The organism is Helicobacter pylori (genome assembly GCF_014496965.1).
In the GTDB taxonomy this organism is placed as follows: Bacteria; Campylobacterota; Campylobacteria; order Campylobacterales; family Helicobacteraceae; genus Helicobacter; species Helicobacter pylori_CZ.
Genome location: NZ_JACTCR010000017.1, coordinates 1 through 23,776 on the forward strand (window position 1 = coordinate 1; position 23,776 = coordinate 23,776).

Here is a 23,776-nt window from a genome sequence, read left to right on the forward strand (position 1 = left end):
TAAAGTCCAATTCATCAAAGCCTATGGCGTAATCAAAGAGGTTGAAATTAGGGACTTCATTTTCACCGGTGTAAAACACTCGTTTAGTGTTTTGATAGGATAGGATTTTTCTGGCTGATCCAAGGGGACTGCCAAAGACGAGATCTGAAAATTCGTTAGGGTTTTGGTGGAGGGTGATTTTGTAGCGTTGGCTTAAGATGAAATACAGAGCGCTCTTTTTAAATTCTTCAGCGCCTCCCCACCAATTCGCCACAGCGATTTTTAGGGGGGGGGGGGGGGATTTAGAGGTAATTTTTTTTTAATTGGAGCGCTTTCTATAAAGGCGTCTAGTAAGGGTTGGAACATCTTTATCTTTTAAACCAATTTAGGCAAACTCAAATGGCGTTTGAAATACGCCAAGATCACAAGGATAAAAGGTATCGCTACCAAAAAGTATAAAAAAGTAGGGATCGGCAAAGGATCGCCTGCGGCATAGCTGTGCAAGCCAGAAAGGTAGTAATTCACGCCAAAATAAGTCATTAAAACCGAATAAAACCCTAGCGCGCTGCTGCTCGCTAAAATAAAGGGCCAATTTTGAGAGCCTAAAAAACGCAAATGCAAGATTAAAGCATAAACGCAAATAGAAATCAACGCCCAAGTTTCTTTAGGGTCCCACCCCCAATAGCGCCCCCAAGATTCATTCGCCCACACCCCGCCTAAAAAATTCCCGGCTGTGAGCATGAACAGGCCTAAAATCATACTCATTTCATTGATAGCGCTAATGGAGAGAATGGTTTTGTCCAAATTGAAACGCCCTTGTTTACGCAAAATAAACAAAACCAAACTTAAAATCCCTAGCACAAAACACAAGCCCAAAAAGCCATAACTAGCGGTGATGACAGAGACATGGATATTGAGCCAATAGGATTTTAACACCGGCACTAAAGGGCCGATTTGAGGATCCATAAAGCCTAAATGAGCCACAAAGAGCGCGATACCGGCTAAAAAGCTAGAAGCCGATAGCGCGAGTTTGGATCGTAAAACAAACCCTGCGATAACAGAAGCCCATGCGATATAAAGCATGGATTCATAAGCGTTGCTCCAAGGCGAATGCCCGCTCACATACCAACGCAAGATTAACCCCACAGAATGAGCGATCGTGCAAAGCAAGATAGCCATATAAAGGATTTTAGTGAGCCAAATATTTGGAGTCGTGTTTTTAACCAAAGAGGTGATCACAACGATAAAAAGCAATAACCCTAGAAAGATATAAGGCAAGGTCAGGCTGTTAAAAAAATTGGTGTGGTTTAAAAAAATTTCAGAATCCACTTTTGAAGAAGATAGATAGAGGTTTTTGGCATGCTCTTGCTGATAGACGCTTAAATCTTTTAGGGTTTTTTCTACTTTATCCCATTGGTTGGTTTTCAAAGCGTCATCAAACCCGCTAAAAATATTTTTTAAAAACTCCGTTGCCACGCTTGAAATTTCTTTATTGGGGCTGTTGATCGCTTCAATGGGCGAGAGCCAAGCGGTGGTTTTATCGCTAGGGAAAATGCGTAAAAATTGAGCGCTAAAAAGCGTATAGACTAAGTTGATTCGCTCATCTACTTTTAGCGCGTCTTTATCCAACTCGTTGCGCGCATTGGGGGATTTTTGATTGGCTTCTTCAACCAGATTTTTTAATTTATACCCACGGCTATCAAAAACATCTCTAAAAGCGATACGGCTTTCGTCTAAAGGCGTGCCAATAAGCTTCCTTAAGGCTTTATTAGAAGTGTAAATCATCTTAACGCTACGCCAATCATTGGGGAAAAACATGATCCCTAAAAGCACTTGCATGGCGTTTAGCCCTTGAAAATCATCTTTTCTTAAAATCTTATGGACGTATTCAATGCTAATGGTATCAAGGGGTTTGATACGCCCGTCAAAATCCTGGACTTGAAGCCTTTGAAAGGCTTTTAAATGGTCTTTGGAATACTCTCTTAAACGTTTCAAACGATCTAAAATCGCGCTTTTAGAATCTTCTTTATTGGCGGGATTTTCTACGCTTTGTCGTTCTATTGGAGTGCTTTTGCCCCCATGCATGTCAATTTGGCCTTCATTGGCGAACGAAGAAGTAAAGGGGCTGATTAGAATTAAAGCGAGTAAGAAACTAGCGGCTTGTTGGGATTTTAAAAAGCGTGAAAGCTTTAAAAAACGCCCGTTTTTATCCAAAAGCAACCACAAAGCCCCCAAAATAAGCATCGCATACCCTAAATAAGTGGGGATTTTACCCGGATCTTTATTGACAGAAAGGATCGTGCCTTTTTCATCCATGTCATAAGAAGATTGGAAAAAGCGATAGCCTTCATAATCTAAAACATGGTTCATAAAAATCCTATAAGGTTTGATTAAGGTGTTATCCAATTTCAACACTTCCACTTCTGAAGCGTAAGATGAAGGGCTCATAGAGCCAGCGTAGCGCTCTAATTCAAAACGCTTCAGTTTAATTTGAAAGGGTAATTCAATGTAAGCGGATCCAAAACTTAAAGAGAGCTTATCGTCTTTAAACATCTCGCTTTCTTCTACGCCTTCATTCCTATTGGTTTTAATGAGATTGAATTTGCGGCTCACGCCGTTATAAGTCGCTTTCAACACTAAAATGGTAGCGTCATCTTTTTTAATGGCGTTTTGTTTGTAGATCTCTAAAGGTTCTAAAATCAAAGGCTTGTGATCTAAAGTGGCATGAATGGGTTTTAATCGTTTGGAATAATAAAAGGTTAAAGGCGTTTTTAAAGAAAGTTTTTTTTCATCATTTAGGGTGATATTAAGGTAAGTGTCCGCGCTTTCAAAAGAGCTTTGCGCGCTATTTTCTCGCACATGCATAAGGCCTTCCACGCCAAAAAAACGCGTGATCGCTGCCCCTAAAATGATGAAAATCAAGGAGCTGTGGAAAAAAAGGCTCGCATACCTTTTGCGCTCTAAAGCTTTAGAATTGATGAATGTGCCTATTAAAACCACCAATAAATACGCATGCAAGAAATTAAACCAAGGGGTGTTATACACGATAGCCTTACTCGCGCTCGTGCCGTAATCGTTTTCTATAAAAGTGGCTATTGCGCACGCGCAAGCGTAGAACGCAATTAAAGGGATAGCGACCCAAAAAGAAGCGAACAAAAAAGAGAGCAAGCTCTTAAGGTTTTTCATTCTCATTCTCTAGCTGGACTTGCTCTTAGAAAGGTTGGTTTTATACTTGATGTAAGCCTTTAATTTTTTAGTGAGATCCTCATCGTTTTTCGTGTCTTGATACTTCCCATCGCCGATAAATTCTAACACGGCTAAAAATTGCACAGAAGGCATATAGCCGGGCAATTCATAGATGGTTTTGCCGGTTTTATCGGATAAAACGATCGTAGGGGTGGATTGGACGGCATAAATTTGCGCTAATTCTTCGGTGGACATTTTGATTTCTTTTTCATCATTTTTATCCTTATCGCCGACTTTAAAATTATGCTCTTTAGAATAGCTGATATTGACATAGTAAGCGCTAAAATGATCTTTAATATAGTCGTGCAATTCTTTGACATTTTTGAGATCTTTTTTAAGCCTTTCACAATAGGAGCAGCCATTGCGCCCAAAAACTAAAAGCATGTATTTATCATTAGGGCTAATGGACTTGTTGTCTAAAAAAACATCTTCTAAACCAGCGTAACTCTTTTTGTCTATATTGTCTCGCTCATCGTTCAATTCTTTGGAGCTTTGAGCGCCGGAGCTTAAAAGATTTTCATCCAATTTGTCTTTATTGTTGGATTTGCAAGCGCTTAAAAACAACGAAATCAATAGCAACACGCTTAAAAATTTCTTGGAAACATAAGAAAGTGAAAACATGTAATAACCTTTATTGTTTAATAGATTTGAAAACCCGGTATTTTACTATAATAATCGCTTTTTTATGCAGATTTCACTCACTTTTAAGGTTTTTCACTAATTCAATGATAAATTTTGCAAACTCTATGGAATCGTTTAAGCATGGGCAAACTAAATATTCTTTAACCGCCAAGCGCTCTGCCATTAAGCGGTATTGCATGTCTAATTCATAAAGCGTTTCAGAATTATCAATCGTGAAAGCTAAAGGATAAATGATAATATTAGATTTGCGGTGCTTTTCTATCAGCTCTTCAGTGCTTGGCTCTAGCCATTTCATAGGCCCTAGCTTGGATTGATAAGAGAGTAAAACTTCTTTAAAAGGGATATTTTTTTGTTGCATCAACTCTTTCAACAAACTCACATGGTGTTCGCATTCTTGCTGGTAAGTATCGCCGGCATCAACAATGCTTTTAGGCAAGCCATGGACGGAAAAGATTAAGACAAAATCCTGGCTTTTGCGGTTGTTTAGGGCGCTTAAAATCGCGTTTAAAATGATTTCATTAAGCTTTTTGTCAGTATAAAAGCGCTCTATCACTCGCACCTTGGGGCGGAAAGTTTCTAAAGATTTTAGGGCGTTAAAAGCGTCATTGAAACTAGAAAGGGTGGTGGTGCTAGAATATTGCGGATACATGGAAAAAAACACCAGGCTTTCTATTTCTTTTAAGGCTAAATCTTGCAAGACCATAGACGCATAAGGGGGGGTATAACGCATCGCATAAGTGTAAAAACGAGTAGGATCCAATTCGTTCAAACGCTCTGTAAGGGCGAATGTGATAGGCGTTAAAGGGGATTTGCCTCCTAATTTTTCATAGATTTTTTTGGATTTTTCTATGCGGCTATTGACGATCATTTTACCCACCATTTTACGCATGAAATTATTCTTAATGGTAAGGATAAAGGGGTCATCAAACATGTTTTTTAAAAACACCCCCACTTCATAAAGGCTGTTAGGCCCTCCCATATTCAAAAGAACGACTGCTTCTTTGGGGGATTTTGCGGCGTTATTTTCTAAATTATTAAGCTTTTCATTGATCAAATTCATTAGCACATGCTAAAATAAAACGATTAATAAAAAATAAATCGTTAGAAAGAAGTTAATGTTAGAGATGAGTTTGCAAGCATTAAATACACAAGATTCTTCTGTGATGGCTCAATCCTTGCTTGTCCATGCCTTTTTTGCCGCTTTGCTCGCCCTAGCCTTTATGATCAATCTTTACACCCTTTTTAAAGAAAAGAATTTCATCCAATTGAACAAAAAAATCTATCTTGTCATGCCAGCGATTTACATTCTTTTAAGCATCGCTCTTTTGAGCGGGATTTTTATTTGGGCGATGCAACAATTTGAATTTTCTTTTAGCGCTGTTGTTATGCTTTTAGGGTTGTTGTTGATGCTGATAGCAGAAATCAAACGCCATAAAAGCGTGAAATTCGCTATCACTAAAAAAGAAAGGATGGAAGCGTATATTAAAAAGGCTAAAATCCTGTATTTTTTAGAAACGATTCTTATTGTTGTGTTAATGGGCCTTTGAATGCGTTTTGTCTACCACCCTTTAGCCAAAGAGCCTGTTTTAAAAATAGAAGGCGAGAGTTATACGCATTTATACCGATCAAGGCGTATCAAAAGCGCGAGTCGTTTGGATTTAAGGAATTTAAAAGACGGCTTTTTATACACCTATGAGCATGCAGAAATCACTAAAAAACACGCCCTTTTAAGGCTAGTGGGTGTGCAACCATTAGAGGTTATGGCTAATAAAAAAACGCATTTGATCTTAAGCGTGATTGAAATCAAAAGCATTGAAAAAATCCTACCCTTTTTAAACCAGTTAGGCGTGAGCAAGTTGAGTTTATTCTATGCGGATTTTAGCCAGCGTAATGAAAAAATAGACAGCGCCAAATTAGAGCGCTTCCAAAAGATTCTGATCCATTCTTGCGAGCAATGCGGTCGTAGCGCTTTAATGGAATTGGAAGCGTTTTCAAACACCAAAGAAATGTTAAACGCCTACCCAAAAGCGAGCGTTTTGGATTTTAACGGCGAAATCTTGCCCGCAAGCACGAATTTTGAAAAGGGCGTTATCATAGGACCTGAAGGGGGCTTTAGCGAACAAGAAAAAGGGTATTTTAAAGAGCGTGAAATTTATCGCATCCCATTAGATATGGTGCTAAAATCTGAGAGCGCATGCGTGTTTGTAGCGAGTATTGCGCAAATTTAGGGGGCATTGCAAAAGTTTTAAAAACAAATTCTAAAAACTTAACTTTTTGCTAAAAAACTTCAAGTAAAGCAAAGTTTTAAAATTTAAAATACCCACCCGTAATTAAAAAACACCTTAAAATGGCTGCCCCCTTCATTCACAACAACAGAGTTCGCATAGATGCCATTATTAGAAGCGATTTTAATACCGCTTTGGATTAAAGGAACGCTAATGCCTATGGAATATTTAGAATGCTTGTAGCGGTAATTAAACCCAGTAACTGTATCTAAATTACCGCTTCCTTTGACTTGATTGAAAACATAGTAGCTATTGTATAATCCCCTTAACCCCCCAAACACCCCAAAAGAGGAAGCAAAAACTTTTTTAGTGGGATTGCCTTGCTTTTTATTAGCATAAGTGGTGATGAAATCAAATAACACATCCATTCCCCCACCATAGCTTAATTGCTGGATTTTTTCATCGTTAGCTTGAGCGTAGTTGTATTTGATGATGCCGTAATAGGCTAACCCTATATAGTCATTGAAATAATGTTGGTAGCCTATTTTAACATTAACCCCTAAAATAGGGCTTCTAAAATTCTTACTTGAAGAGCGGTAAGTGGTGGTGGAAGTGGTGGAAAAATTTTGCGCGATCGCGCTGACCATAGAGGTTGCAAAATTTTGCGCGTTCAAACTGGCGTCTAAATAGTTGGCTTGGCTGCTCAAATTAGCGAAATTAATGGGCAGAGCGTTTTGATTGATGAGCTGTTGCCAGACAGCGGTGGTAACGCCTATAAGCCCAGCGGGGACTTGAGCGCAATTCGTATAAATGGAATTGGGGTAATTGCTAGGGAAAGCGGGCTGATTTTTGCCACCAAAACGAGAACACACATCATAGTCGTAACCATCATGGTCTCGCACTTCATGCCCGTTACTGAATTCTAGCTCTTCTTTGCCGTTTTTCTCCACTTCATGCCCGCCCTCACAGCGCACCTCTGGCCCGTTTCCTTCTTGGCATAAACGCACCCTTTGATAAGTCATGTTCCCATTATGCGTATAGCCTAAAGTATGGCCATACTCATGGATAATGTCTCTTAATTCCAAAATAGCCACTTTATTCAAATTTTTACCGAACAATTTTTCAGGATCTAAGGCAAAAGGCGCTATCCCTAAAACACCTTGATTGAAGCCATTATCACCTGGGGCATTAGCGCTACCCAGTTGGGATCCTAGCCCTAAAAACCCCTTAGCCGCATTCAAGAGATTCACCGTAAGCTCATTGGCGACTCTATAACTATTGATAACTTCTTCTGGGGTTAGCGCGTATTTTTCATCTTTAGGATCAACAAGCCCGTTATTAAAGGGATTCACGCATTTGGGGTAATCAATGCCGCACTCTGATGGGCTGTTAGAAAATTGGAAAGGGGCGTTCAAAACGGCTTCTTCCCAAGATTTAGAATCAAACACCGCAATCATGTCTAACATTAAATTGGTCAATTCTTCTGCGGTTTGTGGGGTGAAAGACACCGAAGCGACTTGACAGCTCTTTTTATAACCAGGGCATTCATAATGAGGTTTAGGAGAAGCGAGAGGGCCATTAGGATCGTTGTTGCCGCTAGAAAAGGGGTCTGTATTCTCATAAGTCATTTGAAGATTGGTCGTGATTTGACTGAGCTTTTCAAACAAACTTTGCGTGTTAGCATCAGAAAAGGGGGTGGTAGTGGTTTGGAGTTGTTGGAGGCCATCAGAGTTGAATAATGAATCGTTTGAAAAATTATTAAACAAGCTTGCAGGCAGAATGATTTGAGAATCTTTAGGGATAGTCTCTATCACACCTAAATTAACCACCTTACCTTGAGCGTCTGTATAACTCAGCTCAATATTGTTTAAATTGTAGGGCAGGAAGTTTTGTATCACAACCACGCTGTTATTGCCATAGCCTTCAAACTCGGCATTTTCCTTGTTGTATGCCATCACATACACAGGGCTTTGAGAATAAAAAGTTAAGCCGTTGCCATTGATATTAGCCGCTGTGAATAGCTCAGTCGCTTTTTCTAAAATGGTGTTTTGGAGGATGTAGTATCTCCCATAGACGCTTTGTGGGGTGGCTGTATCGCTTTTGTTTTGTTCTTTGGGTTGTTCTTTAGTTTGGGGGTGGGTTAGGGGGTTTTCATAGATTTTTTGAGTGTTTTGGGTGTTTTGGGTTATTGCTTGTTCTTTAGTTTGCGCGCCTTCTAATAGCCCGGTTTCAAACCCGGCTTCTACAAAAAAGCCGTCTTTTTGGTGTTTTTGAAAGGCTTCTAAAGGGTTGAATAAGCCGATTAAGGATAAACAAATCGTTCTGCTAACGAGTTTTAGCATGGTATTTTCCTAAATTTCCTAAAATGGTTTAGCGTTTTGTTCTCAAAGAGTCTGTAACTCAATAAAACTGAAGTTTCGTATTATAATACATTTTTAAGAAATTGCGGTATTGTTTGTATTAAAAAATAAACAACACCCAAAGGATAAATGCTTTTATCTTTCTTCAAATCACTTCAAAATTTTAGGCAAAGTGATGCCCACTTGCCCTTGATACTTACCGCCCCTGTCTTTATAGCTTTGCTCGCACACTTCATCGCCTTGTAAAAACACCACTTGTGCGATCCCCTCATTGGCATAGACTTTAGCCGGTAAGTTGGTGGTGTTAGAAATTTCAATCGTGATATAGCCTTCAAATTCCGGCTCAAAAGGCGTAACATTCACAATGATCCCGCACCTAGCGTAAGTGCTTTTGCCTAAACAAATCGCTAAGGTGTCTTTAGGCATTTTAAAATACTCTATCGTATGGGCTAGGGCGAACGCGTTAGCGGGCAAGATAAAATACCCTTCTTTACTCGCATCAATTTTGGTTGCGTTGTTAGGGTCAAAGTTTTTAGGGTCAATTAAAGCGTTTTTGTTATCAAAGAGCATGAACTCACTCCCCACTCTAATATCATACCCGTAACTGCTCAAACCATAGCTGATCACATTCTTACCGACTTGCTTTTCGCAAAAAGGGCTAATCATGCCATGCTCTAAACTCATTTTTTTAATCCAAGAATCCGCTTTTAATCCCATACGCACAAAGCCTTTAAAGTTTGTTAATAATTATGTTATTATAACAATAATTTTTTGCTAAAAACGCTTATGGTTAGTAAGATGATGTGTTTGTGGCATATTTTAAAATAATATTAAGGAATAGATCGTTATGAACCTTTCTGAAATTGAAGAGTTGATCAAAGAATTTAAAGCTTCTGATTTAGGGCATTTGAAATTAAAGCATGAGCATTTTGAATTGGTTTTGGATAAAGAATCCGCTTATACGAAGCATAAAAACGCGCTAAATTCAGCCCGTTCTTCAGCCCCCATCCAAGCCCCCATCATGGTAGAAGCGAGCATGCCAAACACTCAAACCCCTGTGCCTATGGTATGCACCCCTATTGTGGATAAAAAAGAAGATTTCGTGCTTTCGCCTATGGTAGGCACTTTTTATCATGCGCCTTCCCCTGGGGCTGAGCCTTATGTCAAAGCGGGCGATACGCTTAAAAAAGGGCAAATTATTGGCATTGTGGAAGCGATGAAAATCATGAATGAAATTGAAGTGGAATACCCTTGTAAGGTGGTTTCTATTGAAGTGGGAGACGCTCAGCCGGTAGAATACGGCACGAAACTCATCAAAGTTGAAAAGCTTTAAAATCCATGAATAAAGAAAACAAAAAGGTGGAAAAAAAAGAGCTTTCGCGCATTTTGATTGCCAATAGAGGCGAGATCGCTTTAAGAGCGATCCAAACCATTCAAGAAATGGGTAAAGAATCCATAGCCATTTATTCTATCGCTGATAAGGACGCCCACTATCTCAATACGGCTAACGCAAAAGTGTGTATAGGGGGGGCAAAATCCAGCGAAAGTTACTTGAATATCCCTGCGATCATTAGTGCGGCGGAATTGTTTGAAGCGGATGCGATTTTCCCCGGGTATGGGTTTTTAAGTGAAAACCAGAATTTTGTAGAGATTTGCTCGCACCATTCTTTGGAATTTATTGGCCCGAGCGCGAAAGTCATGGCCTTAATGAGCGATAAATCCAAAGCCAAAAGCGTGATGAAAGAAGCCGGCATGCCTGTGATTGAGGGTAGTGAAGGGTTGCTTAAAAGCTATCAAGAAGCTGAAGAAATCGCTGATAAAATCGGCTACCCTGTCATCATTAAAGCGGCCGCTGGTGGGGGCGGAAGGGGGATGCGTGTCGTAGAAGATAAATCCAAATTAAAAAACCTTTATTTAGCCGCAGAAACGGAAGCTTTGAGCGCGTTTGGCGATGGGAGCGTGTATTTAGAAAAGTTCATCAACAAGCCTAAGCACATTGAAGTCCAAATTCTAGCCGATAAGCATGGTAATGTCATTCATGTGGGCGAAAGGGATTGCTCGGTGCAAAGACGCCAGCAAAAGCTCATTGAAGAAACCCCGGCAGTGGTTTTAGAAGAGGGCATTCGTAAGCGTTTGCTAGAAACAGCGATCAAGGCCGCTAAATACATCGGCTATGTGGGGGCGGGGACTTTTGAATTTTTGCTCGATTCTAACATGAAAGATTTTTATTTCATGGAGATGAACACTCGTTTGCAAGTGGAACACACCATTAGCGAAATGGTGAGCGGGTTAAACCTCATTGAATGGATGATTAAAATCGCTCAAGGCGAAAAATTGCCCAAGCAAGAAAGCTTTTCTCTCAAAGGGCATGCGATAGAATGCCGAATCACTGCAGAAGATCCTAAAAAATTCTACCCAAGCCCAGGTAAAATCACCGAATGGATCGCCCCTGGTGGGGTGAATGTGCGCCTTGATTCGCACGCGCATGCTAATTATGTCGTGCCTACGCACTATGATTCTATGATTGGCAAGCTCATTGTGTGGGGGGAAAACAGAGAAAGAGCGATCGCTAAGATGAAAAGGGCTTTAAAGGAATTTAAGGTAGAAGGCATTAAAACAACCATTCCTTTCCACCTTGAAATGCTTGAAAATGCGGATTTCAGGCAAGCAAAAATCCACACGAAGTATTTAGAAGAAAATTTTTAAACTTAATTGCAAGGAGATTTTAATGAAGCAAGTGATTAAAAGGGTTCTTAAGGGTTTGTTACCCAATCGGTTTTTAAACGCGTATCGTAATGTTGAAAACTTGGGAGTGATTAAAGAGCAAGTTCGTTCTAATGTTGAAACTTTAGGGATACTTAAAGAGCAAATCAACTCTATAGCCAATCAAGTCAATTCCATTCTTTGGCGAGCTGAAAGGGTAATGTCTATCAATGAATTGTTTGTTGAAACCCCTAAAGAGAAGGTAGAGGGGTTCATCAAGAGCTTACACCCCATCAAAACCGAGCATGAGCTGGTGCGTTGGGGAGACAAGCATGATGGGGGTTATTTGATACCCAATGATTTTGAAGGGATCAAAGCGCTTTTCTCGCCAGGCGTGGGAGGCGTGAGCGCATTTGAAGAAGATTTTTACCGCCATTGCAAGCCCACAAACCCTAACGATATATATATATATATATATGGCAGACAAATCGGTCAATGAGCCGATATTGAATATCCCCAAAGAAAACTACTCCTTTATCAAAAAATTCATCGGTTGTTCCAACGACAAAGACTTCATCACTTTGGACACTTGGGTCAATAACTCTCAAGTGGGCGAAGGGGATTTAATGTTACAAATGGACATTGAAGGGGGCGAATACCTCGCTCTCATCAATGCGAGCGATTCGTTATTGGATCGCTTCAGAATCATTGCTCTAGAGATTCATCGGCTGAAATATTTGTGGGATAACAACTATTTTGAAGTGATCCAGATCGCTATGAATAAGATTTTAAAAACGCATTATTGCGTGCATTTGCACCCCAATAATTGTTGTGCCCCTCACCATCACAATGGGGTAGGTATCGTTGAAGTCATAGAATGCACTTTCATCAGAAAGGATCGGGTAAAACACATCTTGGGCTATTGCGATGAGCTCCCGCATCCATTAGACACGGACAATGTGGTTGAAAACCCCACGCTTATCCTACCCAGAAATTGGTATGGAGGCTGAAAGTCTTTCCACCTTGAAATGCTTGAAAATGCGGATTTCAGGCAAGCAAAAATCCACACGAAGTATTTAGAAGAAAATTTTTAAGTTTTAAGGATTTTCTTAAGCATGATTTAAGGATTTTAAACGATCGGAAAAAATCAGCGTTAAATTTTATGATTTTATAGTAAAGTTTTTTCATGCAAACCTTGTTCAAAGAAGTTACCCCTAAACGCTATGTCAATGGCAATGAGATGAAAGAAAATTCTAGCAATGTTTTAGATCAGTATTTCACTAAGCCTAGTGTGGCTTTAAAATGCTTTCAAAAAGCTTGTGAAGTTATTAAAAAATACGAAAATCTAGATGACTTTATTTTTTTAGAGCCAAGTGCAGGCGATGGGGTGTTTTATGACTTGTTTCCTAAAAATAGACGCATTGGTATAGACATTGAACCCAAAAGAGATGGATTTATTCAATGCGATTTTTTAAATTATAAATTGCCTACGCATCAAAAAGTGATTTGCTTGGGCAACCCTCCTTTTGGGCATCGTGGGGTTATGGCGTTAGAATTTATCAACCATGCTAGAAATTGTGATTTTGTGTGTTTTATCCTACCCATGTTCTTTGAAAGTCAAGGAAAGGGCTCTATTAAGTATCGTGTGAAAGGTTTAAATCTGCTTTATAGCGAACGCTTAGAAAAAAATGCGTTTATAGATTTTAAAAATAAAGAAGTGGATGTGCATTGCGTGTTTCAAATTTGGAGCAAAAAGTATCAAAACAAAAAAAGTGAATTTTCTTGGTATAAGAATCGCCATAAAGAACCCTTTGGCGAGTATATCAAGGTTTTCACAGTTTCATTAGCTAAAAACAGAGAATGCGGTAAAGAGTGGATTTTTAATCAAAAAGCGTCTTTTTACATTTCATCAACTTTTTATAAAAGCACACAAATTGTAGAAAACTTTGAGGAAGTTAAGTATAAATCTGGTATTGCTGTGGTATTTACTAGCGCCAACAAGGCTTTAAACACTAAATTAAAAAAACTATTCAAAGAGATTGATTGGACAAAATACGCAAGTTTAGCGACTAATTCTTGCTATCATTTAGGAAAAAGCCATATTTTTCAAGCCTTATACGATCATTTGGATAGTTTAAAGGATAATTGATGGACTTAGAACAAACTTTTTTAAAAATTATTGAAAAAAAACATGAAGAATTGAATTTAGGACAAGATTACAACGCTATTTTTTCAAAAATTAGAGATTTTGAAGCCAACGCTATAGGGCAGATTGGTGAAGAGTTTTTAAAAAGTGTGCTTAACGCTATAGATGAAGTGATCAATGATGGCATTATTCATGATGAATACGATATTATGACAAAAAGCGGTGTATCCTTTGAAGTTAAAACAGCGCGAAAAGGCAGAACTAACAACACTTTTTCAGTTCAATGGTATAAACCCACGATACAACTATGATTTTTTGATTTGCTTAGGAGTGTGCGAAGACCAATTGCTTTATAGAATTTTTAAAAAGGATGAAATCAATTACATTCATAAAGAAAGAAAATACTTTATGAAACAAAATGAGTTTAAAAAGCAATTGGTGCCAATGAATCCTGATAATCAAGTCAATTATAAGCTCACTCTCAATCTTAAAGAATTGAAAGAAATTACAAATCTCATCAAAGAGTTAGAAAGGGTTTTAGGGTTAGATTAATATTTTTAGATAGAATTGAGTGGATCAAAATGTTTTTAGGAATAGAGTTTGCTTATCTTGTCTTTAAGAAAAACCAATGAAGTGGAGGATAGGATGTCTAAGATTTCAAATCATTATAACCCGTCTTTGATGACGAGGGATTACCACACCCAAAGGGTTAGTTCGCGCACAAGAAAAGAAGAAAATAAGGAAATTCAAAATCTTTCAGAGAGTGATGAAAAAATCAAATTAGCCAAACAAGCCAAGCAGGATAACCTAGCCATAGGGGATTTAGAAAGCCGTCTTAAAAGCTTAAAGGGCATGGATAAAGACGCTAAAGAATTGGTGGGGATTTCTAAAGCTTACGCTCATAATAATGAAAAAGATCGAAGCGATTTTGAGCGTTTCAAAAGCCGTTTAGATAAAGCGATTGATTCTTTCAATCAAAAATCAGGCAATGATAGTTTGAAACTCCCTAACAATATTGATATTGATGACACGAAAGCTTTGGAAAAATTTTCCAAATCATTAGAAAGTGAGAAAGAAAGCATTCAAAATTCTTTGCACCAGTGGAAAAAACAGCTCGCTGAAACGAATCATTTAAACAAGGAATACAACACCTTAGATAAAACAAGACTGAACGCTCAAAAATTCCAAGATGTCCATGACACAAGCAAGATCACCCCATCTCGCTTGCAAGACTTGCTCGCTTGAAAGAGTTTGCTTATAGCGAGCCTTGTTTAGACGAAGAAGATAAAAAGGCTGTTTTAGAGGTTTTAAATTCCAAACAGCTCACGCAAGGCAAACGCTCTCTGTTATTTGAAGAAGCTTTGTGCGAGTTTTTGGGCGTTAAGCATGCGTTAGCGTTTAATAGCGCGACTTCAGCCCTTTTAACGCTTTATAGGAGTTTTAGCGAATTTAGTGCTGATCGTAATGAAATAATCACCACCCCTATAAGCTTTGTAGCGACGGCTAACATGCTCTTAGAGAGCGGTTATAAACCCGTATTTGCCGAAGTTAAAAACGATGGCAATATAGACGAATTGGCCCTAGAAAAGCTCATTACTAAAAAAACCAAAGCCATAGTGAGCGTGGATTATGCCGGTAAAAGCGTGGAAGTAGAAAGCGTTCAAAAGCTTTGCAAAAAGCATTCTTTGAGTTTTCTTTCTGACAGCTCGCATGCTCTAGGGAGCGAGTATCAAAACAAAAAAGTAGGAGGCTTTGCGTTAGCGAGCGTGTTCAGTTTCCATGCCATTAAGCCTATCACTACGGCTGAGGGGGGAGCGGTCGTTACTAACGATAGCGAATTATATGAAAAAATGAAATCGTTTCGCTCTCATGGCATGCTCAAAAAAGATTTTTTTGAAGGCGAAGTCAAAAGCGTAGGGTATAATTTCCGTTTGAATGAAATCCAAAGCGCTTTGGGTTTGAGCCAGCTTAAAAAAGCCCCCCTTTTAATGCAAAAAAGAGAAGAAGCCGCTCTAACCTATGACAGGATTTTTAAAGATAACCCTTATTTCACCCCTTTACACCCCTTGTTAAAACACCAAAGCTCTAACCACCTTTACCCTATTTTAATGCGCCAAAAATTTTTTACATGCAAAAAACTCATTTTAGAAAGTTTGCACAAGCTTGGCATTTTAGCCCAAGTGCATTACAAGCCTATTTATCAATACCAATTGTATCAACAGCTCTTTAACACAGCCCCATTAAAAAGCGCAGAGGATTTTTATCGCGCTGAAATTTCCTTACCTTGTCATGCGAATTTAAATTTAGAGAGCGTTCAAAACATCGCTCATAGCGTTTTAAAAACTTTTGAGAGTTTTAAAATAGATTGAGTTTCATTTAGGGCTTCAAATTTTAATCATTAAGAATGGTGCGGAAGAAAGGAATCGAACCTTCATGCCTTGCGGCGCTAGATCCTAAGTCTAGTGCGTCTACCAATTTCGCCACTTCCGCACACCGCACGCCATCGCATGCTAAGAAGTAGAAAATAAAGAAGCAGTATTTTAGCTTTTTAATCCTTTAAAAATACTGAAAAATTGAAGTTTTTTATAAATTTAGAGTTTTTTCTGGCTTTTAGGGGGTTTTAAATTCTTTTAAGGTATTCTAACAAGACTATATCATTAGATAGTTTTAAGGAAATTAAGGAACACAATGGAAGTTTCACGCAAGAAAATTTACAACCCCGATTCTACAGAAAGTGTGAATGAAAGAAAGATTTTTGGGGGCAATCCTACAAGCATGTTTGATTTGAATAAGATCAAGTATCAATGGGCGGATCATTTGTGGAAAACGATGCTCGCTAACACTTGGTTTGCTGAAGAAGTGAGCATGAACGATGACAAAAGGGATTATTTGAAATTAAGCGCAGAAGAAAAGATCGGTTATGACAGAGCTTTAGCGCAACTCATTTTTATGGATAGCTTGCAAACCAATAATTTAATTGACAATGTCAATCCCTTCATCACCAGTCCCGAAATCAATTTGTGTTTGGTGCGCCAAGCTTATGAAGAAGCCTTACACAGCCATGCGTATGCGGTGATGGTAGAAAGCATTAGCGCGAATACTGAAGAAATTTATGACATGTGGCGTAACGATATGCAATTAAAAAGCAAGAACGATTATATCGCGCAAGTGTATATGGAATTAGCCAAAAACCCCACAGAAGAAAACATCCTCAAAGCGCTTTTTGCTAACCAGATTTTAGAGGGGATTTATTTTTATAGCGGGTTTAGCTATTTTTACACGCTGGCTAGGAGCGGTAAAATGCTAGGATCAGCGCAAATGATTCGTTTTATCCAAAGAGATGAGGTAACGCATTTGATTTTATTCCAAAACATGATCAACGCTTTAAGGAATGAAAGAGCGGATCTATTCACGCCGCAATTGATTAATGAGGTCATAGAGATGTTTAAAAAAGCGGTAGAAATTGAAGCCTCATGGGGGGATTATATCACGCAAGGCAAGATTTTAGGGCTAACTTCAAGCCTGATTGAGCAATACATCCAGTTTTTGGCAGATAGCCGTTTGAGTAAGGTGGGTATCGCTAAAGTTTATGGCGTCCAGCACCCCATTAAATGGGTAGAGAGCTTTTCAAGTTTCAATGAGCAACGCTCCAATTTCTTTGAAGCTAGGGTGAGCAATTACGCTAAAGGGAGCGTGAGTTTTGATGACTTTTAAGGGGCTTGTTTGAATAGTATCAAAAACCATTTGATGTGTGAAGAAATCCATAAGCGTTTCAATTTACACCCTAAAGTGAGAAAAGCTATGGAGAGCATTGAAAGGGAGGTTTTTGTGCCAGCCCCTTTCAAGCATTTTGCCTACACTTTAAACGCGCTTTCTATGCAAGCGCAACAATACATTTCTTCGCCCCTAACCGTGGCCAAAATGACGCAATATTTAGAAATCGATCATGTGGATAGCGTGCTAGAAATTGGCTGCGGGAGCGGCTATCAAGCGGCGGTGCTGTCTCAAATTTTCAGGCGCGTTTTCAGCATTGAAAGGATTGAAAGCCTGTATATAGAAGCGCGTTTGCGCCTTAAAACTCTCGGTTTAGACAATGTTCATGTCAAATTCGCTGATGGGAATAAGGGCTGGGAGCGATACGCCCCCTATGATAGGATTTTATTCTCTGCTTGCGCTAAAAATATCCCCCAAGCGCTTATTGATCAGCTTGAAGAAGGCGGGATATTAGTTGCGCCCATTCAAGAAAACAACGAGCAAGTGATCAAACGATTTGTGAAACAAAATAACGCTTTGCGCGTCCAAAAAGTGTTAGAAAAATGCTTGTTTGTGCCTGTTGTAGATGGGGTGCAATAAAGAGTGAAAAAAGATTAAAGCATGGTTAAACACTATCTTTTCATGGCGGTTTCGCAGGTCTTTTTCTCCTTCTTTTTAGTGCTGTTTTTTATCTCTTCCATTGTGTTATTAATCAGTATTGCAAGCGTAACGCTCGTGATTAAGGTGAGCTTTTTGGATCTGGTGCAACTCTTTTTGTATTCCTTGCCAGGAACCATTTTTTTTATTTTGCCGATCACTTTTTTTGCGGCTTGCGCTTTAGGGCTTTCAAGGCTTAGCTATGACCATGAATTGTTAGTCTTTTTCTCTTTAGGGGTTTCGCCTAAAAAAATGACTAAAGCGTTTGTGCCTTTAAGTTTGTTAGTGAGCGCGATTTTATTAGCGTTTTCCCTCATTTTAATCCCCACCTCTAAGAGCGCTTATTACGGGTTTTTGCGTCAAAAAAAGGACAAGATTGACATTAACATCAGAGCGGGTGAATTCGGGCAAAAATTAGGCGATTGGCTCGTGTATGTGGATAAGACTGAAAACAATTCCTATGATAATTTGGTGCTTTTTTCTAATAAAAGCCTCTCTCAAGAAAGCTTTATTCTGGCTCAAAAAGGCAATATCAACAATCAAAACGGCGTGTTTGAATTGAATTTGTATAACGGGCATGCGTATTTCACTCAAGGCGATAAAATGCGTAAGGTTGATTTTGAAGAATTGCATTTGCGCAACAAGCTCAAGTCTTTCAATTCTAATGATGCGGCCTATTTGCAAGGCACGGATTATTTGGGTTATTGGAAAAAAGCCTTTGGTAAAAACGCTAATAAAAATCAAAAACGCCGTTTTTCTCAAGCGATTTTAGTTTCATTGTTCCCTTTAGCGAGCGTGTTTTTAATCCCCTTATTTGGCATCGCCAACCCACGATTCAAAACGAATTGGAGTTATTTTTATGTCCTTGGAGCAGTTGGGGTTTATTTTTTAATGGTGCATGTGATTTCTACGGATTTGTTTTTAATGACCTTTTTCTTCCCCTTTATTTGGGCGTTTGTCTCTTATTTGTTGTTTAGAAAATTCATTTTAAAGCGTTATTAAATGCGTTGTTTTAAGGCTACTATCGCTTATGATGGGGCGTATTTTTTAGGCTATGCCAAACAGCCTAACAAACTCGGCGTTCAAGATAAGATAGAGAACGCTTTAAATGCACTAGGGATTAAAAGCGTTGTAATCGCAGCCGGGCGCACGGATAAAGGCGTGCATGCCAACAACCAAGTTTTGTCTTTTTACGCTCCAAAACACTGGAATGCCGCTAAATTATTTTATCATCTAGCCCCTAAACTCGCCCCGCATGTTGTCTTAAAAAAGCTAGAAGAAAAAAACTTCCATGCGCGTTTTGACGCTCAAAAAAGAGCGTATCGTTACCTTTTAACGAAGAATTTAAAAACGCCTTTTTTAGCGCCTTATATCGCTTGTGGGGATTATGGATCACTGGATGCATTAAACACCGCTTTAAAGCAATTCACAGGCAAGCATGATTTTTCCATGTTTAAAAAAGAAGGCGGGGCTACAACCAATCCTAAACGCGCTATTTTTAACGCTTTTGCTTATAAAACCTTTATCATAGGGCATGAGTGCGTGGTGTTTAAAATCATTGGCGATGCGTTTTTGCGCTCTAGCGTGCGTTTGATCATTCAAGCGTGCGTTCAATACTCCTTAGAAAAAATCACGCTCGCTGAAATTCAAGCGCAAATCCACAACATCAAAGCCACTATAAGAACGCCCATAATGGCTAATGGCTTGTATTTGCACAGGGTGTATTATTGAAATCTCAAAAGGTGTTCTTCCCAATCTAGAGCGCTTTTGATAATAGTGTCTAGGTTGTTATAAAGGGGTTTGAAAGGGGTGTTTTGTAAGATTTTAGCGTTATTGGCAATAAGGCTTGCTGGATCGCCCTGTCGTTTGTCTAAAATTTCCACTAAAAAATCGTTGTTTGAGATTTCTTTAACCTTTTCTACCACTTCTTTCACGCTATGGCCTTGATTGTAGCCGACATTATAGATCTCGCTCTTATTTTTTTCTAAAAGGGTTTGATAGCTCGCTAAATGCGCGTTAGCCAAATCATCTACATGGATATAGTCCCTAATGCAAGTGCCATCTCTTGTGGGGTAGTTAGTGCCAAAAATCCCCATTTTTTTCCTTTTCCCCACCGCGCATTCGCATGCGATTTTGATTAAATGTGTGGCGTTGAGCGTGCGTTGGCCTAAAGTGTAGGGGGTGGTATAATCATTGTGCATGCATGCCCCAGCCACATTGAAATAGCGCAAGATAACGCAATTGAAATCCGCTACTTTAGAAGTGTCTAACAAAATCCTTTCGCTCATCATTTTAGACGCTCCATAAGGATTAATGGGGTTTAAGGGGCTTTCTTCATTCAAGCTAAAATCAGACTCGCCATAAACCACGGCCGTAGAAGAAAAAATAAAACGCTTGATTGCATGCTTTAAACAAAGTTTGACAAGCTCTAAAGTGTTGAGCGTGTTGTTGGTGTAGTATTCTAAAGGCAAGCGCGTGGATTCTTCTACTGAGATTTTAGCCCCAAAGTGCAAGATGGCTTCAATGGGATCTTTTAGCTGCTGCTTATTCAAAAATGCATCCAATTTTTGCGTTTCATTCAAATTGGCTTGAACAAACACAACCCTATTAGGGTAATAATGCTCTAACGCTTTGAGATGCTCTAAAAAACCGGTGCTGAGATCATCTACAATGACGATGTTTTCTTTGGTTTTTTCTAAAAACGCCCTTGCGGTATGCGATCCTATATACCCGCACGCCCCTGTGAATAATAATGCCATAAAAACCCCTTTTGAAATGAAAAAATAACGAGTATTATAACATCTTAATCCCATTTATTATTTAAGGATTTTTTAAGAAAGTTTAACCTATAATTTCATCTTTATTGGCTTTAAAGGGCTTATAGCTCAGGTGGTTAGAGCGCACCCCTGATAAGGGTGAGGTCGGAGGTTCAACTCCTCCTAAGCCCACCATTTTTACAACCTTTGGGGAATTAGCTCAGCTGGGAGAGCGCCTGCTTTGCACGCAGGAGGTCAGCGGTTCGATCCCGCTATTCTCCACCATTGTATTCCTCTTTTTTGATACAACTCTTTTCATCAATCGTGTTAATCATGTTTGTTTAGGAAATTCTTGAGCGATTAGATTATCCTTTTTAACACCGCAAGTCTTTTTAATTAAAATTCAAAGATCAAGTTGGATTGAGTTTTTTAGATTTTTGTTTGCTTTGTTCTTTATATTGCACAAAATCTCTTTTGCTTTGTAATCTTTCGCTTTCTATCTTTGGCGGCTTTATCGGCTTATATTTGTTCTAGGGGGCTTAAAATTTTAGGGTTTTGGGTTTTTCAATGATTGTAAGCGTGTTGTTACTAAATTGTGGGTTTTGAGCGCTCAATTCTTTATTATCTCAATTCAAGCCTTCCGTTAAGGCTTTAAAAAATATTAGAAACCATGACAAAACAAGCTAATATATTCCATTCAATTTATTTCAAGGACAAACAAACATGAAAAAATTTCTTTATACCATACTCGCGCTTCTTTTAATCGGCCTTTTAACGGCCTATCTTATCCTTTTTACAGAATGGGGGAATAAAATCATCGCTTCGTATATAGAGAAAAAAATCAACCCGAACGAGCGTTATTTGAGCGTTAAAACCTTTAAATTGAGATTCAACTCTTTGGATTTTAAAGCTCAAGCCAACGACGATTCCACGCTCATTCTTAAGGGGGATTTTTCACTTTTAACGCAAAGCGTAAATTTGGATTACCATATAGATATTAAAAATTTACGCTCTTTCAAGGATTTGATACCCTACCCTTTAAGGGGGGCTATTGTTACTTCTGGGAACATTAAAGGGCATAGAAAAGCCCTTGTGATTCAAGGCGTCTCTAATGCGGCTCAATCCCACACTGCCTACAACGCCCTTTTAGATGATTTCAAGCTTTCTCACTTAAGTTTGAACGCAAAAGACGCCAATTTAGAAGCTTTGCTTTATTTAATCAACCGCCCCGCTTATGCGAACGCAAAAGTGTCCTTACAAGCGGATTTTAACTCTCTAAAGCCCTTAGAAGGGCATTTGATCCTAACAGCTAATAACGCTTTAATCAATAACGCCCTAATCAATCAAATCTTTCATTTAAACCTTAAAGACACGCTCGTTTTCAACCTCTCGCACTCAAGCGATTTTAAAGAAAACAAAGCCATCAGCGATACCACCCTAACTAGCCCTTTAGTTAATTTCACAGCCCTAAAAAGCGAATATTCTTTCCCTACTTTAAAACTCAACGCCCCCTACACTTTAGAAATACCCCATCTAGCCAAACTCCAAAACATGATCAACCACCCCCTAAAAGGGAGCTTGACTTTAAAAGGTGCTATAGAGCAAAGCCCCAAACTCTTAAAAGTCAATGGCCATTCAAATTTACTAGACGGTGCGCTAGACTTCACGCTTTTAAATAAAGATTTGAAAGCCCGTTTTTCCAATATTTCCACTTTAAAAGCCTTAGAATTATTCCATTACCCTAAATTTTTCCAATCCATTGCAGACGCTAACTTGGATTATGACCTTATCGCTAAGCAAGGCGTATTGAAAGCCAATCTCAAAAACGCAAGATTCCTCAAAAATGCATTCAGCGATTTCCTCTATTCCATTTCTCGTTTTGATATTACTAAAGAAATTTATCACGATGCCAATCTGGTAAGCCAAATCAACCAGCAACGCCTGCTCTCTGATTTGAGTTTAAAAAGCCCCAAAACCCAATTGAAAATCCATAACGGCTTGTTGGATTTAAGCACCAAACAAATGGACATGCTCATGGATGCAGAAATTTTAAAATTCATCTTTAAAATGAAACTTCAAGGTAACATGCACCAGCCAAAATTTTCCCTCATTTTAAACGAAAAAGCCATCCAACAAAACCTACAACAAGGCTTGAAAGAAATCTTAAAAAATGACACCCTTAAAAAAGGTTTAGATCATTTGCTTAAAGATGATAAGCTCAAAGAAAAGCTTGAAAAAGGGCTTAAGGGGCTTTTTTAAAATTTTAAAGGACAGAAATGGCGCACATTTTAGTTAGCGGGGCGACTTCAGGGTTTGGGTTAGAAATCGCTAAGGCGTTTTTACAAAAAAACCATGTGGTTTTTGGCACAGGGAGGCGAAAAAAGAATTTGCAAGAATTGCAGCTCGCTTACCCCAAACATTTCATTCCCCTGTGTTTTGATCTTCAAAACAAGCTTGAAACTAAGCGGGCGATAGAGGCTATTTTTTCCATGACGGATCGCATTGACGCTTTAATCAATAACGCCGGCTTAGCGCTAGGCTTGAACAAGGCTTATGAATGCGAGTTAGACGACTGGGAAATCATGATAGACACGAATATCAAGGGGTTGTTGCATCTCACTCGTTTGATCTTGCCCTCTATGATAGAGCATGACCAAGGGACTATCATCAATCTTGGTTCTATCGCTGGCACTTACGCCTATCCTGGAGGGAATGTCTATGGAGCGAGCAAGGCGTTTGTGAAACAATTTTCTTTAAACTTGCGAGCGGATTTGGCTGGCACTAACATTAGAGTGAGTAATGTTGAACCTGGTTTGTGCGGCGAAACCGAATTCAGCATGGTGCGTTTTAAGGGCGATAAAATCAAAGCCCAATCCGTCTATGAAAATACCCTTTACCTTAAGCCACAAGATATTGCTAACATCGTGCTATGGATTTACGAACAACCCTCGCATGTCAATATCAACCGCATAGAAATCATGCCCACAAGCCAAACTTTCGCTCCCCTACCCACCCATAAAAACCCTTAAGGGGTTTAAAAATAAAGGCTTTGTTTTGGTTAAATATTGATCTTAAAATCTAAAAAATACTAAAAAGCGTTTTTTAAACAAACCATAAAAGAGCTTGACGCTAGCCAAGCAATAGTTTTTTGAAGCGATCTTATAGGGGCTGTGGGGTTTTTAGTTTGCAGGAGAGAGTTATTTCAAAATACCCCCTATCCCCTTTAAAAATGAGTTTTACCATAAAATAAAATTTAAAACGATAAAACAAAAAATAAAACAATAAGAAAGATTGAAATCAGCTAAACGA

The 23,776-nt window shown here is 38.9% G+C and carries 22 protein-coding genes, 3 tRNA genes and 2 pseudogenes; 19 read left to right on the forward strand and 8 right to left on the reverse strand.

Annotation, left to right across the window (positions count from 1 at the left end):
- From H7O61_RS06300 to hemH, 4 genes and pseudogenes are all read right to left on the reverse strand, one after another.
- Positions 1 to 345 (reverse strand): annotated as a pseudogene (locus tag H7O61_RS06300) (glycosyltransferase family 10 domain-containing protein); the annotation flags it as partial.
- A 9-nt stretch (positions 346 to 354) separates the two neighbouring features.
- Positions 355 to 3,165 carry a cytochrome c biogenesis protein gene (locus tag H7O61_RS06305; RefSeq protein WP_187875476.1) on the reverse strand — a complete coding sequence of 937 codons (2,811 nt, stop codon included), beginning with the start codon at positions 3,163 to 3,165 and terminating at the stop codon, positions 355 to 357.
- 9 nt (positions 3,166 to 3,174) lie between these two features.
- Positions 3,175 to 3,846: a SoxW family protein gene (locus H7O61_RS06310; RefSeq protein WP_078262011.1), complete on the reverse strand. Its 672-nt coding sequence runs from the start codon at positions 3,844 to 3,846 to the stop codon at positions 3,175 to 3,177.
- Between the two features lie 73 nt (positions 3,847 to 3,919).
- Positions 3,920 to 4,927 carry a ferrochelatase gene (hemH, locus tag H7O61_RS06315; protein WP_187875477.1) on the reverse strand — a complete coding sequence of 336 codons (1,008 nt, stop codon included), beginning with the start codon at positions 4,925 to 4,927 and terminating at the stop codon, positions 3,920 to 3,922.
- 55 nt (positions 4,928 to 4,982) lie between these two features.
- Here hemH and H7O61_RS06320 point away from each other — a divergent pair, with 55 nt between their 5' ends.
- Together H7O61_RS06320 and H7O61_RS06325 are read left to right on the forward strand one after the other, a co-directional pair.
- The gene (locus tag H7O61_RS06320) at positions 4,983 to 5,414 is read left to right on the forward strand and encodes a hypothetical protein (RefSeq protein ID WP_000892137.1); all 432 of its coding nucleotides are present in this window, start codon (positions 4,983 to 4,985) and stop codon (positions 5,412 to 5,414) included.
- Positions 5,415 to 6,095, forward strand: coding sequence for a 16S rRNA (uracil(1498)-N(3))-methyltransferase (locus H7O61_RS06325; RefSeq protein ID WP_187875478.1), 681 nt, complete (start codon positions 5,415 to 5,417; stop codon positions 6,093 to 6,095). It abuts the gene before it with no gap.
- A gap of 83 nt (positions 6,096 to 6,178) precedes the next feature.
- Here the strand turns inward: H7O61_RS06325 and H7O61_RS06330 are convergent, their stop codons facing one another.
- Together H7O61_RS06330 and dcd are read right to left on the reverse strand one after the other, a co-directional pair.
- Positions 6,179 to 8,434: a porin family protein gene (locus tag H7O61_RS06330; RefSeq protein WP_187875479.1), complete on the reverse strand. Its 2,256-nt coding sequence runs from the start codon at positions 8,432 to 8,434 to the stop codon at positions 6,179 to 6,181.
- Between the two features lie 168 nt (positions 8,435 to 8,602).
- On the reverse strand, positions 8,603 to 9,169 hold the full coding sequence (gene dcd / locus H7O61_RS06335; protein ID WP_000523107.1) for a dCTP deaminase: 567 nt from the start codon (positions 9,167 to 9,169) through the stop codon (positions 8,603 to 8,605).
- Between the two features lie 130 nt (positions 9,170 to 9,299).
- Here dcd and accB point away from each other — a divergent pair, with 130 nt between their 5' ends.
- The 9 genes and pseudogenes from accB (at position 9,300) to pseC (ending at position 15,670) form a co-directional block, all read left to right on the forward strand.
- On the forward strand, positions 9,300 to 9,785 hold the full coding sequence (gene accB / locus H7O61_RS06340; protein ID WP_187875480.1) for an acetyl-CoA carboxylase biotin carboxyl carrier protein: 486 nt from the start codon (positions 9,300 to 9,302) through the stop codon (positions 9,783 to 9,785).
- 5 nt (positions 9,786 to 9,790) lie between these two features.
- On the forward strand, positions 9,791 to 11,158 hold the full coding sequence (locus H7O61_RS06345) for an acetyl-CoA carboxylase biotin carboxylase subunit (RefSeq protein WP_187875481.1): 1,368 nt from the start codon (positions 9,791 to 9,793) through the stop codon (positions 11,156 to 11,158).
- A gap of 22 nt (positions 11,159 to 11,180) precedes the next feature.
- Positions 11,181 to 11,665 (forward strand): annotated as a pseudogene (locus tag H7O61_RS06350) (hypothetical protein).
- A complete protein-coding gene (locus H7O61_RS06355) occupies positions 11,632 to 12,165 on the forward strand; it encodes an FkbM family methyltransferase (protein WP_187875483.1) in 534 nt (177 codons plus the stop codon). The pseudogene H7O61_RS06350 and the gene H7O61_RS06355 overlap by 34 nt, the downstream one beginning before the upstream one ends.
- Positions 12,166 to 12,341: 176 nt before the next feature.
- Complete coding sequence (locus tag H7O61_RS06360) at positions 12,342 to 13,304, forward strand: type II restriction endonuclease (protein WP_001193919.1); 963 nt, start codon at positions 12,342 to 12,344, stop codon at positions 13,302 to 13,304.
- Positions 13,304 to 13,612 carry a type II restriction endonuclease gene (locus H7O61_RS08080; protein WP_331459592.1) on the forward strand — a complete coding sequence of 103 codons (309 nt, stop codon included), beginning with the start codon at positions 13,304 to 13,306 and terminating at the stop codon, positions 13,610 to 13,612. Before H7O61_RS06360 ends, H7O61_RS08080 begins: the two co-directional genes overlap by 1 nt.
- Positions 13,613 to 13,646: 34 nt before the next feature.
- On the forward strand, positions 13,647 to 13,853 hold the full coding sequence (locus H7O61_RS08085) for a type II restriction endonuclease (protein WP_308811595.1): 207 nt from the start codon (positions 13,647 to 13,649) through the stop codon (positions 13,851 to 13,853).
- A 93-nt stretch (positions 13,854 to 13,946) separates the two neighbouring features.
- Positions 13,947 to 14,546, forward strand: coding sequence for a Laminin subunit alpha-2 precursor (locus H7O61_RS06370; protein ID WP_187875496.1), 600 nt, complete (start codon positions 13,947 to 13,949; stop codon positions 14,544 to 14,546).
- Positions 14,543 to 15,670 (forward strand): UDP-4-amino-4,6-dideoxy-N-acetyl-beta-L-altrosamine transaminase, encoded by a 1,128-nt coding sequence (gene pseC / locus H7O61_RS06375; RefSeq protein WP_187875484.1) that lies wholly within the window; start codon positions 14,543 to 14,545, stop codon positions 15,668 to 15,670. Before H7O61_RS06370 ends, pseC begins: the two co-directional genes overlap by 4 nt.
- 36 nt (positions 15,671 to 15,706) lie before the next feature.
- Here pseC and H7O61_RS06380 read toward each other — a convergent pair.
- A tRNA-Leu gene (locus H7O61_RS06380) sits at positions 15,707 to 15,791 on the reverse strand.
- A gap of 198 nt (positions 15,792 to 15,989) precedes the next feature.
- Between H7O61_RS06380 and H7O61_RS06385 the strand changes: the two genes are divergently transcribed.
- The 4 genes from H7O61_RS06385 to truA are packed head-to-tail and all read left to right on the forward strand — an operon-like array spanning position 15,990 to position 19,442.
- Positions 15,990 to 17,015: a ribonucleotide-diphosphate reductase subunit beta gene (locus H7O61_RS06385; RefSeq protein ID WP_021173574.1), complete on the forward strand. Its 1,026-nt coding sequence runs from the start codon at positions 15,990 to 15,992 to the stop codon at positions 17,013 to 17,015.
- A gap of 9 nt (positions 17,016 to 17,024) precedes the next feature.
- The gene (gene pcm, locus H7O61_RS06390; protein WP_001084556.1) at positions 17,025 to 17,654 is read left to right on the forward strand and encodes a protein-L-isoaspartate O-methyltransferase; all 630 of its coding nucleotides are present in this window, start codon (positions 17,025 to 17,027) and stop codon (positions 17,652 to 17,654) included.
- 21 nt (positions 17,655 to 17,675) lie between these two features.
- Positions 17,676 to 18,713, forward strand: a complete 1,038-nt coding sequence (locus H7O61_RS06395; protein ID WP_120920940.1) for an LptF/LptG family permease — start codon at positions 17,676 to 17,678, stop codon at positions 18,711 to 18,713.
- Positions 18,714 to 19,442 carry a tRNA pseudouridine(38-40) synthase TruA gene (gene truA / locus H7O61_RS06400; RefSeq protein WP_187875485.1) on the forward strand — a complete coding sequence of 243 codons (729 nt, stop codon included), beginning with the start codon at positions 18,714 to 18,716 and terminating at the stop codon, positions 19,440 to 19,442.
- Here truA and galE read toward each other — a convergent pair.
- Complete coding sequence (galE, locus tag H7O61_RS06405) at positions 19,436 to 20,470, reverse strand: UDP-glucose 4-epimerase GalE (protein ID WP_187875486.1); 1,035 nt, start codon at positions 20,468 to 20,470, stop codon at positions 19,436 to 19,438. The genes truA and galE overlap by 7 nt on opposite strands.
- A gap of 115 nt (positions 20,471 to 20,585) precedes the next feature.
- On the opposite strand from galE, the gene H7O61_RS06410 reads away from it, so the two are divergent.
- The 4 genes from H7O61_RS06410 to H7O61_RS06425 all read left to right on the forward strand — a co-directional run bounded on the left by H7O61_RS06410 (position 20,586) and on the right by H7O61_RS06425 (position 23,496).
- A tRNA-Ile gene (locus H7O61_RS06410) sits at positions 20,586 to 20,662 on the forward strand.
- A 14-nt stretch (positions 20,663 to 20,676) separates the two neighbouring features.
- A tRNA-Ala gene (locus tag H7O61_RS06415) sits at positions 20,677 to 20,752 on the forward strand.
- A gap of 438 nt (positions 20,753 to 21,190) precedes the next feature.
- Positions 21,191 to 22,726, forward strand: a complete 1,536-nt coding sequence (locus H7O61_RS06420; RefSeq protein ID WP_187875487.1) for a hypothetical protein — start codon at positions 21,191 to 21,193, stop codon at positions 22,724 to 22,726.
- A gap of 17 nt (positions 22,727 to 22,743) precedes the next feature.
- Complete coding sequence (locus H7O61_RS06425; RefSeq protein WP_187875488.1) at positions 22,744 to 23,496, forward strand: SDR family oxidoreductase; 753 nt, start codon at positions 22,744 to 22,746, stop codon at positions 23,494 to 23,496.
- The last annotated feature ends 280 nt before the right edge of the window (positions 23,497 to 23,776 follow it).

Coding starts and splice junctions, on each gene's coding strand:
- H7O61_RS08080 (WP_331459592.1), top strand. CDS start 13,304: ATGGACTTAGAACAAACTTTTTTAAAAATTATTGAAAAAAAACATGAA.
- accB (WP_187875480.1), top strand. CDS start 9,300: ATGAACCTTTCTGAAATTGAAGAGTTGATCAAAGAATTTAAAGCTTCT.
- H7O61_RS06305 (WP_187875476.1), bottom strand. CDS start 3,165: ATGAAAAACCTTAAGAGCTTGCTCTCTTTTTTGTTCGCTTCTTTTTGG.
- H7O61_RS06330 (WP_187875479.1), bottom strand. CDS start 8,434: ATGCTAAAACTCGTTAGCAGAACGATTTGTTTATCCTTAATCGGCTTA.
- H7O61_RS06320 (WP_000892137.1), top strand. CDS start 4,983: ATGTTAGAGATGAGTTTGCAAGCATTAAATACACAAGATTCTTCTGTG.
- H7O61_RS06360 (WP_001193919.1), top strand. CDS start 12,342: ATGCAAACCTTGTTCAAAGAAGTTACCCCTAAACGCTATGTCAATGGC.
- dcd (WP_000523107.1), bottom strand. CDS start 9,169: ATGGGATTAAAAGCGGATTCTTGGATTAAAAAAATGAGTTTAGAGCAT.
- galE (WP_187875486.1), bottom strand. CDS start 20,470: ATGGCATTATTATTCACAGGGGCGTGCGGGTATATAGGATCGCATACC.
- truA (WP_187875485.1), top strand. CDS start 18,714: ATGCGTTGTTTTAAGGCTACTATCGCTTATGATGGGGCGTATTTTTTA.
- H7O61_RS06425 (WP_187875488.1), top strand. CDS start 22,744: ATGGCGCACATTTTAGTTAGCGGGGCGACTTCAGGGTTTGGGTTAGAA.
- hemH (WP_187875477.1), bottom strand. CDS start 4,927: ATGAATTTGATCAATGAAAAGCTTAATAATTTAGAAAATAACGCCGCA.
- H7O61_RS06385 (WP_021173574.1), top strand. CDS start 15,990: ATGGAAGTTTCACGCAAGAAAATTTACAACCCCGATTCTACAGAAAGT.
- H7O61_RS06395 (WP_120920940.1), top strand. CDS start 17,676: ATGGTTAAACACTATCTTTTCATGGCGGTTTCGCAGGTCTTTTTCTCC.
- H7O61_RS06325 (WP_187875478.1), top strand. CDS start 5,415: ATGCGTTTTGTCTACCACCCTTTAGCCAAAGAGCCTGTTTTAAAAATA.
- H7O61_RS06345 (WP_187875481.1), top strand. CDS start 9,791: ATGAATAAAGAAAACAAAAAGGTGGAAAAAAAAGAGCTTTCGCGCATT.
- H7O61_RS06370 (WP_187875496.1), top strand. CDS start 13,947: ATGTCTAAGATTTCAAATCATTATAACCCGTCTTTGATGACGAGGGAT.
- H7O61_RS06355 (WP_187875483.1), top strand. CDS start 11,632: ATGGCAGACAAATCGGTCAATGAGCCGATATTGAATATCCCCAAAGAA.
- H7O61_RS06310 (WP_078262011.1), bottom strand. CDS start 3,846: ATGTTTTCACTTTCTTATGTTTCCAAGAAATTTTTAAGCGTGTTGCTA.
- H7O61_RS06420 (WP_187875487.1), top strand. CDS start 21,191: ATGAAAAAATTTCTTTATACCATACTCGCGCTTCTTTTAATCGGCCTT.